The following is a 17,665-nucleotide window of genomic DNA, read 5'->3' on the forward strand; positions in this document are numbered from 1 at the left end:
TATTTTATTTCCTAATTTCTGCCCCTGCTTGCTGCGTTAAATTTGCAATGAGCTTCTGCATCGTACTTTCTATTTGCTTATCAGTTAAAGTTTGCTCCTCATCCTGCAAAATGAAATTCAAGGCATAAGATTTTTTACCTTCAGGCAATTTGTCTCCCACATACACATCAAAAACCCCTACTTCTTTAATCAGCTTTTTATCGGTTTTAAAGGCAATTCCTTTTAAAGTATCAAAGGTTACTGCCTGATCAATCAATAAAGACAAATCGCGGCGCACCTGCGGGTATTTTGACAGCTCCTTATTCACTATTTTATTTTTCTTGACGATATCTAAAATAGCAGCCCAGTCAAAATCGGCATAAAAAACTTCTGCATGAACATCGGCCAGCTTACGGTCGGCTTTTGTGGCAGCACCAAAACTTACAATGGCTTTATCTCCACGGAAATATTTAATACCATAGGCAAAGTGCACATCATTTAAAGTATCTGTCTGATAACCCGAGATGCCTAAACGGGATATGATGCCATCAACCGCTGCCTTCAGGTTGTAAAAGGTAGCTGGTTTGGCATGATGATTCCACTGCTCACTTTGTTTTGCACCAGAAATCAGCAACAATAACCGTTGCCGCTCTACATAGCGTTCATTGATCAAATGATAGGTTTTACCAAATTCGTAAAACTTCACATCAGCATTTTTACGGTTCTGGTTATACGCAACGCTTTCGAGGGCTGGCATTAATAACTCCTGGCGCATCACATTCAAATCACTGCTTAAAGGATTTAAAATAAATACGGCCTCATCTGGTTGTTTTGAATAGGCTGATTTAGTTAACGAGTTACACATGATTTCCGCATATCCGTTAGCCGTTAATACATCTGCAATTACATTTTGCGTATTTTCTTTCTCCGGCTTCACACTATATGACAATGATGCATTTACCTTCGATGGAATTTCGATATTGTTATAGCCGTAAATGCGCAATACTTCTTCGGTAATATCACACTCCCGGGTTACATCCACCTTAAACGACGGAACCCTTAAAGCCAGTGTATCATCAGAAGTGCTGGTGGCCGTAATACCCAAAGCGGTAATAATATGTTTAATCTCTGCAGCAGGAATCTGTGCGCCAATTAATTGATTGATATTGGTGTAGCTTACTTCAAATTCAAACGGACGAATGGGCTCAGGATAAATATCAGAAACTGATGAAGAAATTTCTCCCCCGGCCAGTTCTTTAATTAAAATAGCGGCGTATTTCAAGGCCGTAACCGTAATTTCCGGATCGGTTCCACGCTCAAAACGGAAAGAGGCATCAGTTTTTAAACCATGGCGTTTTGCTGTTTTACGGACTGAAACCGAATTGAAGTAGGCACTTTCGAGGAATATGTTCTTCGTATCGGCATCAACGCCCGAAGTTTTTCCACCAAATACACCGGCAATACACATCGGTGCTTCAGTGTTGCAAATCATTAAATCGTCTGCACTCAATTTACGCTCTGCATCATCAAGGGTTACAAAAGGTGTTCCTTCGGCAACTTTCTTTACGATCACCCTGCCGCCAGCAATTTTATCTGCATCAAAAGCATGTAAAGGCTGACCTAATCCATGTAAAACGTAATTGGTAATATCCACTACATTATTAACCGAGCGGAGGCCAATTACTTTTAATTTATCTTTTAACCAATCCGGAGACGCTGCAACGGTAACACCAGAAATGGTTACACTGCTGTAACGCGGACAGGCGTCCATATCTTCCACTTCAACCGGAATCACTAAATTTTCGTTATCGGTTTTAAAGGCAGAAAGGTCGGGCATTTCATAGTCGCTTCTGAAATAAGCAGCCAAATCTCTGGCTACACCTAGATGAGAAGCCGCATCGGCACGGTTTGGTGTTAAACCAATTTCGAAAACAAAATCATCGTCCATTTTGAAATGGTCTTTGGCGCGGATTCCGATTTCAGTATCTTCAGCCAGAACCATAATTCCATCATGAGACTTTCCTAAACCAATTTCATCCTCAGCACAGATCATGCCCTGCGAAACCTCTCCCCTGATTTTAGATTCTTTAATTTTAAAAGGCTCACCTTCCAGTGGATAAACAGTAGTGCCAACCGGGGCAACCACTACTTTCTGACCGGCACCTACATTTGGCGCGCCGCAAACAATCTGAAGATTTTCTTTTCCGCCAATATTTACGGTAGTGATGCGCAAGCGATCGGCATTAGGATGGGTCATGCAGGTTAAAACTTCGCCAATCACCAGGCCCTCTAATCCACCCACTACAGGCTGCACTTTATCTACACTTTCTACTTCCAGGCCAATATCGGTTAAGATCAGGGAAAGCTCCTGAGGCGTTTTGTTTAGCTGAACGAATTGTTTTAACCAGTTATAGGATATTTTCATTTGTAAGTATCAAGTAGTGAGTATCATGTATCGAGATAATTGTCGATACTTCGATTTCATAAAATACAAAGATATTATTTAAAGCTTAAAGCAGAAAACTAAACCGGAAATCTTCGGGCAATAATGCTAAGCTGGTCAGCTATGTCTTTGAACCATGCAAACTGCAACTTTAAAAGATTTCTCCACTGTGGTCAGAATGACGACCGGGTTGATGGCGGAGCTACAACCATCGCGCCACCGTCCTCTCGACTGGAGTGTAACGGAATGGATAGATCTTTGAACCATACCATTCTTCAACCTGAAAAGATTCCCCCACTGCGGTCGGAATGACGACGATGCTGATGACGAAGTGAGCACCATTGTGCCACCGTCCTCCCGACTGGAGTGCAACGGAATGGAGAGATCTTTGAACCATACCATTCTTCAAGCTGAAAAGATTCCTCCACTGCGGTCGGAATGACGACGATGCTGATGATGGAGCTACAACCATCGCGCCACCGTCCTCTCGACTGGAGCGTAGCGAAATGGAGAGATCTTTGAATCATACCGTTCTTCAACCTGAAAAGTTTCTCCACTGCGGGTTGGAATGACGACTAGGCTGAGGGCGGAACTACAACCATCGCAACACCGTCCTCCCGACTGGAGCGTAGCGAAATGGAGAGATCTTTGAACCATACCATTTTTCAACCTGAAAAGATTCCTCCACTGCGGTCGGAATGACGACGATGCTGATGACGAAGTGAGCACCATTGTGCCACCGTCTTCCCGACTGGAGCGTAGCGAAATGGAGAGATCTTTGAACCATACCATTCTTCAACCTGAAAAGATTCCTCCACTGCGGTCGGAATGACGACTAGGCTGATGGCGGAACTATAACCATTGCGACACCGTCCTCTCGACTGGAGCGTAGCGAAATGGAGAAATCTTTGAACCATACCATTCTTCAACCTGAAAAGATTCCTCCACTGCGGTCGGAATGACGACGATGCTGATGACGAAGTGAACACCATTGTGCCACCGTCCTCCCGACTGGAGTGCAGCGGAATGGAGAGATCTTTGAACCATACCATTCTTCAACCTGAAAAGATTCCCCCACTGCGGTCGGAATGACGACGATGCTGATGACGAAGTGAACACCATTGTGCCACCGTCTTCTCGACTGGCGCGTAGCAAAGTGGAGATATCTTTGAATCATGCAAACTGCAACTTTAAAAGATTCCTCCATTGTGGTCGGAATGACGAATAAGTTAATGTTGGCATAATAATAACAATATAACTTTATGGACAAATAACCCGCTAATTCCTGATATTCAAATTCGATAAAATTACCGCGCAGGCACCCGCGCCGATCACCAGCATAATCACCGAAACCAAAATCAACATTAAACCAGGTTTTAGCGGTTCATTCTTGACCGACTTAACGATCACCAGAATAACACCAACAACAAACAGCACGGCAACAGCAAACCAATAGATTAGAATAAGTCCCATTTTAAGAATTTGCTAACATAACCGCACAGGCACCTCCGCCAATCACCACCAAGATAACTGAAGCAATCAGCATTTGAACACCAAGTTTCACAGGCTGACTATTTGATGATTTTACGATTATGGTGATGATCCCTGCAATGAATAAACCTACAATGGCCAGCCCGTAAAGAAAAAATAAGATGACAATCATACTAATTCATATTTAATTTTTCCCTGATGGCATCAATTTTATGGTCACGATAAAAAATATTCATCGTTTCAAAAGGCACCATCTTATATTGATCACTCACAATATGAACACAGGACTTCTTCACCGCCCGAACATCAAAATCAAGGGGATCCATAAAGTTCATAATAATAATGCGAAACAGGTTATCATAACTCAGATTATCCGATTTCACCCTCGGCAAACAGCACATCAGTTCACCAAAAGTATCTTCAGCACAATCAACAGAAACGCCGGTGCTAAATAAATTAAGCATATGTTCTTTCAATTTCTCGTCATGCTCAAAAACAATGGTATTTTTAGAATTATTCAGCAAATCTTCCGGATTGATCAAATGTGTCATCGGAATAACCTCCTCCCCGATCTTTAAGGCGTAAGCCATGCAAAGTGCATCGGGATTGCAGGGTACCGGGATTAAGTCCTGCGGTGTAAAGGTTGGGTATTGTTCGTAAATTTTGCGTCTCACCTCAGTTAAGGTAATCCGCCCCTGCTGGTCATTGTAATCATCATTTCTGCCGGCTACCTGTGTTGGCTGAAAGGTTACCCCGCGAACACAACGTTGCTTCAAGGCATAATCGAGGATATCACCAATTTCATGATCATTTAAACCGTTTTGCAGCGTCACTACCAATGTAGTTGATACATTAAACTGATTTAAATGGTCAATGGCTTTCTTTCTCACTTCAGTCAAATCCTCACCCCTCATTTTGGTTAATACCTCCGGACTAAAACTATCGAACTGCAGATAAATCTCAAAATCAGGCATGTACGAAGCCAGTTTCTCTACGAAGTTGATGTCTTTGGCCATCCTGATGCCATTCGTATTCACCATCAAATGCTTAATGGGCTTGGTTTTAGCCAGATCAAGTATTTTGAAAAATTCAGGATGAACGGTGGGCTCACCACCAGACAGCTGAACCACATCAGGTTCTCCTTCATTGGCAACCACCACATCCATCATACGCTCAATTTCAGTTAAGGTCCGGTGTCTACCATAATGAGGTGATGACATGGCATAACAGGTGGGGCAGGCCAGATTACAGCGATCAGTCACTTCAATCACGGTCAGACAAGAATGCTGTTCATGATCGGTACAAAGCCCGCAATCATACGGGCAACCGTAATGCACTTTGGTATTAAACTTCAGTGGCATTTCTGATTGCTTATTATAATTGCGGATTTGTTTATAATACTCCACATCATCAGCAATCATTACTTTGCTATCGCCATGCGTTCTGCAGTTTTTTAACATAAACACTTTTGCATCCTGAAAAACAATTTTTGCATCGCAAAGCAGGAGGCATTCCGGACAAAGGCTTTTTGTATAATCGTAGTAAATGTAATCTCTTGTGTTGGCCATATCCTTTTAAATGAAAATAGTTCTTGTTAACCTGATCATGAAGGTATAATAATACGCAAAAATTAGCATTGCCGACCAATGAATGCTGCTTAAATTTAAAAATAAGGATTGATATGGTTTAATAAATTCGATCAGAAAACGGAACAAAAAGTACAGTACCATAAATAACTTGAAGCGGTCACCATTGATCAGTGTTTTGTTTTTAATCGCTATAAAAAAGCAAAACAGCAACACCAGATAAACCATTTCATATAACATAATCGGATGTCTCAAGATACCATCGCCCAAATCCATTCCAGAAAACAAAGTAGTTGGAATCCCATAGGTGGGCTCATCAATCCCCATTGAAAAACAACCGATGCGTCCGATAAACAAAGCTATGATGATGGGAATCACATAAATATCGCCCGACGCAATGTTAACACCGATGATCTTTTTAATGATTTCCACGCCGAACAAGCCTCCCAACAAACCACCTATAATGGTTTTACTTTGATAAAGCACCGAAAAACTCAAATGATGCAATACCTCAGGTGTTTCCAGTACGGCAACCACACGCGAGCCAATAAGTGCACCAAGCATGGCCCCCAGCATAATCCACAAACGGTGTTCATCAGAAATGGGATCGGCAATGCCTTTCTTCAAGTAATAGTAAACCCGCACACCCATAATAAAAGCAAGCGTTTCAAAAATATAATGGTAATGATATAAGTTACCAAAAAGTTCAAACTGAAACGGAAACGGACTATCCGATTTCGTGATCATCGATATTAAAACCAAAGCCTGGCGAAAACCGGCAGGTGATCAGAAAAATACCTTTTATCTTTACTATCGGTGAGTACCGCAAATTTTTGCACCTTAAAACCTTTATTGACAAAAATATAATCGATCCTGTTTGGAAGATCGCTGTTAAAATCGAAATCATTAAAGGTCCCATTTGGTCCGTAAGGAGTTTCCTGGCTGATTTCTTTCGCATCTGTCAGGAATGATTTGATGGTGCTAATGGCCTCGGTTTCGGGCGTCACATTTAAGTCGCCTGTAAAAACCACCGGCAATGCTGGTGCAATCTGCTGTATTTTTTGTTTAATTAATTTCGCAGATTCGATTCTGGCTTTAACACCTTTATGATCATAATGTGTATTAAACACCAAAAATTCCTTTTTATTCAGCTGATCATATAACCTTACCCAGCTACACACCCTGTTGAGCGCAGCATCCCAGCCTTTCGACGGAACATCAGGTGTTTCGGAAAGCCAGAAAGTTCCGCCATCTTTTTTAGTAAAGCGGTCTTTATCAAAATAAATGGCCGCGAATTCACCTTTCCGCTTCCCGTCTTCACGACCTACCCCTACTACATCGAAATTGGAATTTTTTAATAAGGCATCAAATTGTTCAGGCAATGCCTCCTGTACACAAAGCAAATCGGCATCATGAAATTTCACCAGGGCTTTTACATTTTGCGCCCGGTTTGGCCATGCATTTACCCCGTCATCCGGATTGTTATACCGGATATTGTAAGTGATAATATTGATAGGGCTTCCCTTCGACTGGGCAAAGGCTAAGGTAGAGAGCAGCAATAAGGAAAAAATAAGCTTAACAGTTTTCATGGAATAATAATTTTCAATTTGTCAATATTACTCATTTCATGTTAAATGAATTTTAAGTATTAAAGTTGTTATACAACACAATCCCAATAGAAGCAGATTCATGAAAAACCTGCAAACTACTTACACTGCTCTCATATACTCACTTTATAAGCGATTACAGATTGAATTGCATTACCCGTAAATGCTATCAAACTTAAGAAGGCTACACTACAAACCTGCATCCTGCACATCCGGCTTTAAATCATGTCTTCGTCTTTATAACTGAAATAATGGTTCCGGGCAAAAATTAAATGATCCACCACGTACAATCCCAACATAAGTCCGGAGGCGACTAAATCCCTGGTCAGTTTGTTATCACTTTCACTGGGTTTCAGATTCCCTGAAGGATGGTTATGTGCCAGCACGATATTGGCGGCATTGTGTTCAAGCGCAATTTTAAAAATAATCTTCGGATCAGCCACTGTACCGGCCTGCCCGCCTTTACTGATGAGGTGCCGGCCAATAATGTGATTGGAGCGGTTGAGCAGTAAGATCCAGAACTCTTCATGATTGAGGTCTGCAAAAGTGTTGTAAAGATAATTGTGAACATCACTGGAAGCGGTAACCTGCAATACCTGTTCGTCCTGTGTTTCCTTTCTGCGCAGCCCGAGTTCTAAAGCGGCAATGATGGTGATGGCTTTTGCCTGACCAATGCCCTTAAACTTGGAAAGCTCCTGAATGGATGCTTTTCCGATGTTAGATAAGTTATGTCCGTAGAAAGATAAAATCCTTTTACTTAAATCCACAGCCGTTTCATTCCTGTTGCCAGAGCCGATAAGGATGGCAATCAATTCGGCATCTGTTAAATGCCTGCGGCCATGCTGCAGTAATTTTTCCCTCGGGCGGTCTTCTTCCGCCCAACGTTTAATACCCAATTTCTGATCGTAATTTTCCATTTTTTCGACAAAAAAAAAGCATCCCAACGTTTGGTTGGGATGCCTGGTACTAATATCGTAAAAAAAATGGATTATGCTAAACCGTTAACGAATTTCGTTAATTTTGATTTATTATTAGCCGCTTTATTTTTGTGGATGATGTTCTTTTTAGCTAAACGATCTAACATAGAGATTACTTTAGGCAATAAATCTGAAGCAGATTTTTTATCTTCTGCAGCACGTAATCTTTTAATAAAAGTACGTGTGGTTTTTGCCTGATATCTGTTACGTAAACGTTTTGTTGCGTTTGCTCTAATTCTCTTTAATGAAGATTTATGATTTGCCATTTCTATTTAGCCTTTTATTTTTCTTAATCGTTTCCTTTAATTCGGGTTGCAAATATAGAGTTTATCTTTTTATAATACAAAAGAATTTTAAATTTTTATTCACTCACATCTGCTATCGCTTCCGAACTGCGAAAATACGATAAATTTATTCATTAACAACACGTTAACGGCAAAGAATAAAATTTAACTTCCATACAGAAAACATACGTAAAAATACTATTTTTGGGGAAATACATTCTGAGTGAAAAAACGAATAGCCATCTTTGCATCCGGTTCTGGCTCCAATGCCCAAAAACTAATGGAGCATTTTAAACGCAGTAACGACATTGAAATTTCGCTGGTGCTGACCAACAATGCCGATGCTTATGTGCTGCAAAGAGCGGATAATTTTGAAATCCCCAGTCACATTTTCGATAAAAATGAATTCTATAAAACGGATGAGGTGATTGACCTGCTTAAAAACCTCGACATCGATTTTATAGTACTGGCCGGTTTTCTCTGGCTTATTCCTCAAAATTTAATTGCGGCCTATCCCGGCCGGATCGTAAACATCCACCCAGCCATTTTACCCAAATTCGGCGGCAAAGGCATGTACGGCGACCATGTGCACCATGCCGTAATGGCTGCCGGAGAAAATGAAGGCGGCATCACCATCCATTATGTGGATGAGCATTATGATGAAGGGGAATACATTTACCAGGCGAAATATAAAATTGAAAAGGATGATCACCTCGAAATGATTAAATTTAAAGGCCAGCAGCTTGAACACCAGCATTACCCCAGGATTGTAGAAAGCCTGGTTAAGAAAATTAAGAAATAGGAATCTGCCTGGCTCATCCATTTAAATGCCCTGTTGCAGGGCCTGGCAGCATGAATGTGGATTTGTCGCGTTTACTTACATCGGCATGATGACGAAACATTTGTTCCGGCTTTATTTTTTATTAAACGGCAGAAAATAGCGCGTTACATGATAAAATTTGTTTCTATGCCATCAACATCATCCATGAAGTGGGTGCTCTGCTGAAAAAATCAAAACCAATCTAGCGTAAAAACCCGAAACCATTCCTGGCCGCATCGTAATATGGGAAGAGCCATATCATGAAAGCGCTTCCTCAGCTTCCCATAGAGAAAACCTCCACAATCCCTGCTTGCAAAAACCATGCTGCGCATTGCAGGCGAGATTAATCATGATTTCCATATCTCCACGACCTGAAATTTTATTTAGACAATCGGAGCGGATTAAGTGCTCTTGGAACCAGGCCAAATTTCTTTTTAAAAGAATGAGAGAAATGCGACAAACTCTCGAAACCTAAATCTAAATAAATGGCGGAAGGCTTTTGATGCTTGTTTTCAATTAAAAACTTTGCAGCATCCAGCCGTTGCGAGAGCAACCATTGGCGAGGTGGGAGGTGGAAAGTTTTTTGAAAATCGCGTTTAAATCCTGCCAGACTGCGGCCGGTGAGTTGCGCAAATTTTTCAACCGGAACATTAAAATGAAAGTTATTGAGCATGAATTTTCTCAAATCAATTTTATGGGGTTCTGAATAGTCGAACAAAAAGCTTTCCAATGCCGGAAGTGCAAGAAGTAATAGTTTAACGCCCTCTTTTACTTTCAGAATGCCCATTTCATCTGTCATGGTTGCGCCTGAACTTCTGGCATACGGAACGATAGACTGAAAATAGCCCTGCAAAAATTCATTGGATGGAATCAGCAGGTTGGGCAAGCCGATATACTTCATCCCGGATTCAAGCTTTTCCTCCAATGCAATTTTACGCATCAAATCTTCCTGGAGTGAAATTACAATGGTTTCATAGCTGCCCCCGGCACCAGGTGTTTTAGTCAGCATACCCAGCTGATTTTTACCAATCAGCAGCATTTCCCCTGCACCCATCGAAATCGCTTGAGCAGAGGTTTCCAGGGTAAATTGACCTGAAACCTGCAGCACCAGGGTATGGTGGTTCCAGAAGCATGCTTTCTGTTTCCTTTCGGTAGACAGGTAGGAATAAAAGATGACACCAGGAAGAATTTCTGCCGGACTTTCCATTTATCGTGCTAAGTAGGTACCACCTTTAATGGCGCCTATGGCAAAAGTAGTATTTAATGCGCTCATTTCTGCTGCGGTAAACTCAATTTCTATCGCTGCGATATTTTCGGGCAGACGTGATCTCTTGCTCATGCTCACTAAAGGCATGATTTGATCTCCCTGCTGTTTTACCCAGGCAATGGCGAGCTGTGTGGGTGTACAACCCTTCTCTGATGCCAGCTGCTTTAAAAGCGCCACTTTTTCAAGATTATGGACTAAATTTTCATGTTGAAAACGGGAGAAATGGTTCCGGTAGTCATTGTCGCTAAGTGGTGCGGTCATTTCCCCGGTCAGTAAACCTTCAGCGGTATTGGCGAAAGCGACAACGGCAATCCCCAACGCCCTGGCTGCAGGTAGCAATTGGTCTTCTATTTGTCTATCTGCCAGTGAATAGCCGATTTCTAATGCACTTATAGGGTAAACGGCATGGGCTTTTTGAAGCTGCTCAGCGGTAATTTCAGACACACCAATGTGACGGACTTTGCCTTCTTTCACCAAATCGGCCACCGTTCCGATGATCTCTTCCACAGGAACGCTATTGTCCATTCGGCTCGGCTGATAGAGATCAATCGTGTCAATGCCAAGACGGGTAAGGGAGTAATTGATAAAATTCTTAATGGAATTCGGTCTGAGGTCCAACCCGATCCATTGACCATTATGAAAGATGGCGCCAAACTTAACGCTGATAAAAGCATCATCTCGCCTTCCCCTGATGGCTTTTCCGATCAGCATTTCATTGTGTCCGGCACCGTAAAAATCGCCGGTGTTCAAAAAATTGATGCCAAAATCCAAAGCCTGGTTGATCGTTGCCATACTTTCTGATTCATCAGGCGTTGGCCCGCCCCAGATAGAAGACATCCGCATGCAACCCAGCCCAAGACTGGATACTAAAGGGCCATCATGGCCTAACTGAATTTGTTTGATGTTTTTCATCCTACAAATATCCGTTTCCGAAGAACAGTTAAATTGCCTGCACAGCTCAATTAATTTGCTTATACGGCTCTTTTAATGGTTTTGATTCATATGAGCTACGATAAATGAGCACATTCAAAAAAATCAAGTTATGCAGGATATAGATTCTTAAAGTTAGTCCATTCCGACCATCTCTTTTTATGAAAACAATTGGTGTAGCCTCTTTCCAGAAATTTCACTTTAGATAGTCTTACTCTTCACACCATTTTTTTTATTATCCTTCAAAAAACAAGAAGAGAGGTGAAGAAACAGACCAGCTGCAGGTTCCTATAAGCTACGAATACGTTGAACAGGTTTTAAAAATATCAAATCCTTTCATTTCTGTGATTTGAAGTATGATGACCAAACCGAAAATTGTGTGGATAATCTCAAATTAATATTAGCAGTTTCTGAACTTTGGAATAACTCAACTTTTTTAAATTATAACCTCAGGTTGTTGCCACACCTTTTTTAATGATCTAATTTGCATTACTGATTAACGCTCTCATCTTTCATTTTATGATTGAACAAACTACCAAAGAAATAAAGAAAAATCATGAATTTTACATTAATGTTGCTGAGTATTTAGTTCCGTTATATCCCAAAGTAAATGAAGAACAGCTTATAGCACTTAAGGCTACTTCATATGGATACTTCAAGTTCCTACTCTCTTTGGATTCGATAGCTGACGGGGGAGATTTAGATTTTAGAAGTTTCTTTGTTCGCCTTTCCTCATTTGAAGAAAGTATAAAAGGTTTGGCTTATCTATTTGAAAGGCAAGATAAATTCTGGACTTCTTTTGCCTCGCACAAGCACTCCTATTTAGCATCGTATGCATTTGAGAAAAAAATATCTGAAAATAGTATTTTAATAGATCAACACACTTTTCATTCTTTAGCTAAAGGAAAGTCTGCTATGGCTTTAAGTATAGTAGATGCATTATCCTCTTTAGGAGATAATGATAAGTATGACGTTCATTTGAAGACACTGATAAATGAAATCCATATAGCGTTTCAGTACCTGGATGATCTTGATGATTTTAAAGCCGATTATGATAGCGGACAAAGAACATATATCATCAGTGAATTGGAGCGAATTTTAAACGAAAGAAAAATTAGCATTTCTTTACATTCACCATTGGCCTATAAGTATTTATTTTTGACGGAGTTGGCTCAGATCAGCATAAAAAATGCCATTAATCATTATCAAAATGCTATAGAAATCGCAACTACCTTAAATCTTGATTCGCTCTCCCAGTATCTTTTAAAAGAACAACTTCGGTGTAAAGACCGGTTAATCGAAATCAATTATCTTCTCATTAAAACACAGGCTAAAGCTGACAAAAGTGAAAAGATTGCGGGGTCAGGAAATACTGTTCCTGAGGCTATTCGTTTATCATTAACTTATCTAAAAAGCCAGCAAGACTCAAATGGTCTTTTATCTGATTTTCTGACAACCGCTGGATTTGGTACCATCTGGGTTAGTGCTTATGTAGGCTGCATGCTTGCAGAAAAGGGCTTAGGGGAAGATATCACGAACGCATTATCTGAATATTTCATTAATCATGAGCACGCCTCATTCAACGAGAATATATTTATGGATGGCGACAGTGCCAATTTTTTATCCCTGTATTCAGTTTTGGCCAATATTCCTTACAACCAATCAAATTGGCTGAGTTTTGAGCGTGATGGTAGTTGGAGAACATATACAGATGAAAACGGACTCAGAAAACTTCTTCACCTTTCCCAACTCCATAATGTTTATGGCTGGATTAAAGAAAAAAACTGTGTCTCTGCTGCTGCAGGTTATGCTTTAAAATCAATGAACCATTTAAATGAGGCATATATCAGAACAGCAAATCATTTAAAAGGTACTCAACAACCTGATGGAAGCTGGAAATCATACTGGTGGTCAAGTGATATCTACGCAACTTCCTATGCCGTACGTGCACTTCACAGTAATGACTTTATGCAGAAAACAGCGGGGTGCAATTGGATAATGTCAAAAAAAGAAACTGGAAAGCATTTCTGGGCTAATCCTGCCACTGGCAAACCAAGTGCGTTTTATACTGCATTAGCATTAAGGTCACTTGTAGAATTGAAAGATAATTACAATAATGAAATATCATCTGGCATCAATTGGCTTTTAAGTGTACAGTTTGAGGATGGAAGTTGGGCCTCAGATTTTATATTGAGGATTCCAGATCCAGATGTGATTAATCCTGAGGAAGTGAAGGCTTGGAAACATGGATCCTTTGGTACGGGAGTAATAGTAGATGACCATAATAGCATATTTACAACTGCAACAGTTTTGAACCTTTTGGCCGCCGTAATCTAATGTTAATATCAGCGATCAATATCAGTAATTATGACGACCATCGTTTTGTGGTCAATACCACTGGTGGCCGGAACCTCCTCGTAGATGGCAATACTATTGAATTGTTGGATATTCTACGTCATGAAAGTTCCATTGAAGAAGCTTGTAAAAGTTTTAATAAAAATCTGAATATCTCCCTTGACTTACATGAATTCACAAACTTGCTCCAACAGAATTTGGGTGGATATGGCATATTATTAAATGAAGACGCAATTGTAAAAAAATCATCTGGAAAAAGTTATCTAAAGGCTAGAATCAACATTATATCGCCTAACATTGCTGGAAAACTTTCTGTTCCTTTCACTTATTTTTTTAGACCTATACTTTTCTACACGCTATTATCTTTGATGTTGGTATTTAGTGTTTTTACAATCAAATACTTTTTTGTGGAGCATTTGAAAGTAATCATGCCAAACTTTAGCCTGTTAAGTTTATTAATCTGTATGACCATGTTAGTACATGAGCTGGGACATATTGCAGCTTGCAGGAGATATAACATCCGACATGGAGCGATAGGATTTGGAATATATGCTGTAATACCGGTAGCATTCGCAGACATCAGTAACATTTGGCAAGCTTCCCGAAGTAAACGGATAATGGCCAACCTCGGAGGGATTTTTTGCGAATACTTATATGCTTTTGCATTGCTCTTAATATACAGTATAACGGGTAATCCAACATTCTTACTTGCTCATGTGATTATAGCCTCCAAAACCATCCTGGAACTCAATCCGTTTGTAAGGCTTGACGGGTATTGGGTATTATCAGATCTCACATCAACTCCAAACCTACTTTCTAAAGCAAGGGAGGCATTAATACTAGCATTCAAAACAAATCAGGATGATAAGTCTGCCGGGACTAAAAATCTTTCCTCAAAAAATACATTTCTCATCGCTTATGGCATAATGAACTATTCAGTGATGCTAATGTATATGATAATAATATGGTCCACTTACAAGCAGGCTATTTTAAGCTTTCCAGATACTTTAGTATCACTAGCCCAACGAGTATCACACTTTGACCTCAGTTTGAATGACTTTAAATGGACATATCTAATGGTACTGCTTTTTTATTATCTGCTGGTGCAATATTCTTTGAACTACCTCTTCATGCCAATTTTCAGAAGAGCAAAGGAATACCTAAAATAGAATTCGTCAGGTGTTAATGAGCTGCATCTGACGGAATCAAGAACCACAGCTCTATTATTTAAACTTAAATTATTTTTATGAAAACAAATCAAGACTTAGAAAGAATGGCTAACCATTTCAATGTTGAAGAATTAGAAGAAAGATTAGAATTCAAGCCTTGGATTGATGAGGTAAAAGTTGGCGTGGAAGTAGACTGTGGAAGCGGCACTATTAGTGTAGAATGCACAATTCCAACACATAACTAGTCCATCTTATTATACGGCTTTTGTTCAGACAAAAGCCGTAATTTTAAATTCATGAAAAATATAAACAAAGTATTCTCATTATTACTTCTAACAATGGTCTTCCTGGTAAGCAATAGCCTGGCACAGACATTGGTGTCAGGAAAAGTTGAAGACGCGGAGAGTGGACTGCCGCTTGCTTATGCGACTGTAAATGTAGATGGAAAAGAATCTACCGTTACCAACTCAGAAGGGATGTTCACGCTTAAAGCCAATAAAGGTTCGAAACTTATGGTGTCTTTTATGGGCTATCAGGCTATAGAAATATCTGATTTGTCAACGGATCAACCTTTGGTTGTTAAATTGAAAGCCATTCAGATCAATCTCGACGAGGTTAAAATTACCAGCAATCCCGCTAAATCCCTTATGGATTCTGCATTTAAAAAGGCATACTTAAATGCTGGTAAGCGCCACTATGCCAAAGCCTTTATCAGGCAGTTGTCCTCCTTAAACGATAATTATACGGGAATAAGTGAAAGCTTTTTTGATGCCCAATACAGCAATTTTGCAATTTTAGGATGGAATCCTACACAAACCAGATCTTCAAAGTCTGAAAAAAATATATCTCTCTCGAATTTTAATTTTATCAGTTTTGCATCAGTGGGATATCTCTCAACTTCTGTCTTCGCTACGCCGTTAGCAAAAAATGCTTCAGAAATCTATAATTTCAAGGTACAAGGATATATCAAAGACGGGGAGGATGATATAGCTATTATTGAATGTAGCATTAAAGACAAAAAGAGCCAGCCTACCATCATGTATTTCGAAGGACGATATTTCATCAATACAGATAGCTATAACGTATCAAAGATAACAGGCTTTGTACGAAATTTTAAGCTTAATAGCGGTGGTCCGGTTAAACTGGAAATAGAAGATAGTCCGATGGAAGCCATTTACACTAAATCCGATAATGACAGCCAGTACATTCTGAAATATGCCAATTTAAATGTTAATGCAAAAATTAAATATGCAGGACTGCTGGGCGGAGGGAAATTAAGATATACCTCTCAGGTATTTATTCTCGCTGAGCAAGCGGATCTCTCAAAAATAAATTACAATGGGCTGAATGCGGCGTCAAAAGATGTTGATATATTAAAGGAGGTAACCTATGATCCCAATTTCTGGAAGGATAATCCTGTGATAAAGAGAACCCCATTAGAAGATAAAATAATTGAAGATTTTGAAAAGAAGAAAATGATCGGAAATTATTTTAATAAAAATACGCCATGAAAATTTTAAGTCTCATATTACGTATTGTAATAGGCAGCCTATTTTTACTATCTGGCTTCAGTAAATTAGTTAATGTTCAGGATTTTTTCAATATAGCAGTACAGTATGGAATTGGTATAATGGCGTACCTTTCTGTGCTCATTCCTCCTGTGGAGATACTTTTAGGCCTGGCACTAATTATTGGATATCGAACGGGAATCAGCGGGCTCATCACAAGCCTGGTAACCCTGGTCTTTACGATGTTCTTTATTTATGGAAGCTTTTTTGGTAAAGTAGATGATTGTGGATGTTTTGGATCGGTATTAAAACTGAATATGCCTGCCTGGTCTATTTATTTCCGCAACTTAATCATTATCATTGGAGGATTTATAATCTATAACGTGAATGATAACGCCCATCGTACATGGCAGATTGCACTTATCGTACCCTTATCCGTACTGGTTTTTACCGCTTCGGGAATATCACTGGTTAGCCCTTTTTACAATCCTGAAAAAATAGATTTTTTCGTTGGGAAACCTTTACCAGTAGAAATTTCAAAACCGTTAAAGCTTAATAGCAGCCATACATATGCCTTGTTTATTTTTAGTCCAAAGTGCGCGCATTGTTGGGATGCAACAGCAAATGTAATGAGTTTAAAACAATCAGGATATGTTGATGAGGTTATTGCTTTGACATCGGATGAGTGGAGAAAAGATGTTGCTTCAGTATATCAGCGAAAATTTAATACAGGCTTTGATTTCCATTATGTAAATGAAAAGGTATTCTCCGAAAACTTTGAGAAGTTGCCAAGAGTATTAATTGTCAAAAATCTGCTCCTAGCAGATGTGTTGGGTCCGACAGTACCCAGTGGATATACTTTAACTCAGCATTGATTGAGTAAGCGAAACAAAATCCAGATGTGTTTTCCATTCATTTATCAAAATAGTGAATCAGCCGATTTACATTTAATATAAATAAAATCCATATAACTGGCTAAAGGAAGATCAATTAGCATAGTTGAAAAATGATAAATTTTTACATGAAAGCACAATTTCCCTAATTAATCTGGTTAAGAACTGCTAAAGTATTTCAAATCAAGCCGAAGTATAACGCTTAGCATTTGCAATATGATAAGCATGTCTAAAATAAATCCAGATTTCCTCTATTAACGGTGCTTGGATCATGAGTGCAATCGGACTCATATTATAAACTATTTAAAATGAAAATAACTGAGAAAACTGAGGTCTAGACTATGATCTTCTTGATT

At 39.6% G+C, this 17,665-nt stretch carries 16 protein-coding genes; 6 read left to right on the forward strand and 10 right to left on the reverse strand.

Translation table 11 applies throughout. From position 1 onward, the window contains the following. Positions 1-4: 4 nt before the first annotated feature. From pheT to rpsT, 8 genes are all read right to left on the reverse strand, one after another. Positions 5-2,404, reverse strand: coding sequence for a phenylalanine--tRNA ligase subunit beta (gene pheT, locus OQ267_RS12555; RefSeq protein WP_265836178.1), 2,400 nt, complete (start codon positions 2,402-2,404; stop codon positions 5-7). Between the two features lie 1,296 nt (positions 2,405-3,700). Then, a complete protein-coding gene (locus OQ267_RS12560; RefSeq protein WP_088299971.1) occupies positions 3,701-3,895 on the reverse strand; it encodes a hypothetical protein in 195 nt (64 codons plus the stop codon). Between the two features lies 1 nt (position 3,896). Next, complete coding sequence (locus OQ267_RS12565; RefSeq protein WP_265818764.1) at positions 3,897-4,085, reverse strand: hypothetical protein; 189 nt, start codon at positions 4,083-4,085, stop codon at positions 3,897-3,899. Position 4,086: 1 nt separating this feature from the next. After that, positions 4,087-5,481, reverse strand: a complete 1,395-nt coding sequence (locus OQ267_RS12570; RefSeq protein WP_088299973.1) for a radical SAM protein — start codon at positions 5,479-5,481, stop codon at positions 4,087-4,089. A gap of 6 nt (positions 5,482-5,487) precedes the next feature. Then, positions 5,488-6,246, reverse strand: coding sequence for a prolipoprotein diacylglyceryl transferase (locus OQ267_RS12575; protein WP_088299974.1), 759 nt, complete (start codon positions 6,244-6,246; stop codon positions 5,488-5,490). A gap of 5 nt (positions 6,247-6,251) precedes the next feature. Further along, positions 6,252-7,088: an endonuclease/exonuclease/phosphatase family protein gene (locus OQ267_RS12580; RefSeq protein WP_265836179.1), complete on the reverse strand. Its 837-nt coding sequence runs from the start codon at positions 7,086-7,088 to the stop codon at positions 6,252-6,254. Positions 7,089-7,324: 236 nt separating this feature from the next. Continuing rightward, positions 7,325-8,023, reverse strand: coding sequence for a RadC family protein (gene radC / locus OQ267_RS12585; RefSeq protein ID WP_088299976.1), 699 nt, complete (start codon positions 8,021-8,023; stop codon positions 7,325-7,327). A gap of 71 nt (positions 8,024-8,094) precedes the next feature. Further along, positions 8,095-8,349 (reverse strand): 30S ribosomal protein S20, encoded by a 255-nt coding sequence (gene rpsT, locus OQ267_RS12590; protein WP_010603296.1) that lies wholly within the window; start codon positions 8,347-8,349, stop codon positions 8,095-8,097. A gap of 241 nt (positions 8,350-8,590) precedes the next feature. On the opposite strand from rpsT, the gene purN reads away from it, so the two are divergent. Then, positions 8,591-9,169, forward strand: a complete 579-nt coding sequence (gene purN, locus OQ267_RS12595) for a phosphoribosylglycinamide formyltransferase (protein WP_088299977.1) — start codon at positions 8,591-8,593, stop codon at positions 9,167-9,169. Positions 9,170-9,566: 397 nt separating this feature from the next. Here purN and OQ267_RS12600 read toward each other — a convergent pair whose 3' ends face one another. Next, positions 9,567-10,394 (reverse strand): helix-turn-helix domain-containing protein, encoded by an 828-nt coding sequence (locus OQ267_RS12600; RefSeq protein WP_265836180.1) that lies wholly within the window; start codon positions 10,392-10,394, stop codon positions 9,567-9,569. Next, positions 10,395-11,366, reverse strand: coding sequence for an aldo/keto reductase (locus OQ267_RS12605; protein WP_265836181.1), 972 nt, complete (start codon positions 11,364-11,366; stop codon positions 10,395-10,397). A 537-nt stretch (positions 11,367-11,903) separates the two neighbouring features. On the opposite strand from OQ267_RS12605, the gene OQ267_RS12610 reads away from it, so the two are divergent. The 5 genes from OQ267_RS12610 (at position 11,904) to OQ267_RS12630 (ending at position 17,291) form a co-directional block, all read left to right on the forward strand. After that, positions 11,904-13,721 (forward strand): prenyltransferase/squalene oxidase repeat-containing protein, encoded by a 1,818-nt coding sequence (locus OQ267_RS12610; protein WP_265836182.1) that lies wholly within the window; start codon positions 11,904-11,906, stop codon positions 13,719-13,721. Further along, the gene (locus OQ267_RS12615; RefSeq protein ID WP_265836183.1) at positions 13,721-14,908 is read left to right on the forward strand and encodes a hypothetical protein; all 1,188 of its coding nucleotides are present in this window, start codon (positions 13,721-13,723) and stop codon (positions 14,906-14,908) included. The genes OQ267_RS12610 and OQ267_RS12615 overlap by 1 nt, the downstream gene beginning before the upstream one ends. Before the next feature lie 77 nt (positions 14,909-14,985). Beyond that, complete coding sequence (locus OQ267_RS12620; protein ID WP_265818770.1) at positions 14,986-15,153, forward strand: hypothetical protein; 168 nt, start codon at positions 14,986-14,988, stop codon at positions 15,151-15,153. A gap of 51 nt (positions 15,154-15,204) precedes the next feature. Then, positions 15,205-16,419 carry a carboxypeptidase-like regulatory domain-containing protein gene (locus OQ267_RS12625; RefSeq protein WP_265836184.1) on the forward strand — a complete coding sequence of 405 codons (1,215 nt, stop codon included), beginning with the start codon at positions 15,205-15,207 and terminating at the stop codon, positions 16,417-16,419. Next, complete coding sequence (locus OQ267_RS12630; RefSeq protein WP_265836185.1) at positions 16,416-17,291, forward strand: DoxX family protein; 876 nt, start codon at positions 16,416-16,418, stop codon at positions 17,289-17,291. Before OQ267_RS12625 ends, OQ267_RS12630 begins: the two co-directional genes overlap by 4 nt. Positions 17,292-17,665: the final 374 nt, after the last annotated feature.

This window comes from Pedobacter sp. MR22-3 (assembly GCF_026240075.1).
Taxonomy (GTDB): Bacteria; Bacteroidota; Bacteroidia; order Sphingobacteriales; family Sphingobacteriaceae; genus Pedobacter.

Coding starts and splice junctions, on each gene's coding strand:
- rpsT (WP_010603296.1), bottom strand. CDS start 8,349: ATGGCAAATCATAAATCTTCATTAAAGAGAATTAGAGCAAACGCAACA.
- OQ267_RS12615 (WP_265836183.1), top strand. CDS start 13,721: ATGTTAATATCAGCGATCAATATCAGTAATTATGACGACCATCGTTTT.
- OQ267_RS12630 (WP_265836185.1), top strand. CDS start 16,416: ATGAAAATTTTAAGTCTCATATTACGTATTGTAATAGGCAGCCTATTT.
- OQ267_RS12600 (WP_265836180.1), bottom strand. CDS start 10,394: ATGGAAAGTCCGGCAGAAATTCTTCCTGGTGTCATCTTTTATTCCTAC.
- OQ267_RS12575 (WP_088299974.1), bottom strand. CDS start 6,246: ATGATCACGAAATCGGATAGTCCGTTTCCGTTTCAGTTTGAACTTTTT.
- OQ267_RS12565 (WP_265818764.1), bottom strand. CDS start 4,085: ATGATTGTCATCTTATTTTTTCTTTACGGGCTGGCCATTGTAGGTTTA.
- pheT (WP_265836178.1), bottom strand. CDS start 2,404: ATGAAAATATCCTATAACTGGTTAAAACAATTCGTTCAGCTAAACAAA.
- radC (WP_088299976.1), bottom strand. CDS start 8,023: ATGGAAAATTACGATCAGAAATTGGGTATTAAACGTTGGGCGGAAGAA.
- OQ267_RS12605 (WP_265836181.1), bottom strand. CDS start 11,366: ATGAAAAACATCAAACAAATTCAGTTAGGCCATGATGGCCCTTTAGTA.
- OQ267_RS12625 (WP_265836184.1), top strand. CDS start 15,205: ATGAAAAATATAAACAAAGTATTCTCATTATTACTTCTAACAATGGTC.
- OQ267_RS12620 (WP_265818770.1), top strand. CDS start 14,986: ATGAAAACAAATCAAGACTTAGAAAGAATGGCTAACCATTTCAATGTT.
- OQ267_RS12580 (WP_265836179.1), bottom strand. CDS start 7,088: ATGAAAACTGTTAAGCTTATTTTTTCCTTATTGCTGCTCTCTACCTTA.
- OQ267_RS12570 (WP_088299973.1), bottom strand. CDS start 5,481: ATGGCCAACACAAGAGATTACATTTACTACGATTATACAAAAAGCCTT.
- OQ267_RS12610 (WP_265836182.1), top strand. CDS start 11,904: ATGATTGAACAAACTACCAAAGAAATAAAGAAAAATCATGAATTTTAC.
- OQ267_RS12560 (WP_088299971.1), bottom strand. CDS start 3,895: ATGGGACTTATTCTAATCTATTGGTTTGCTGTTGCCGTGCTGTTTGTT.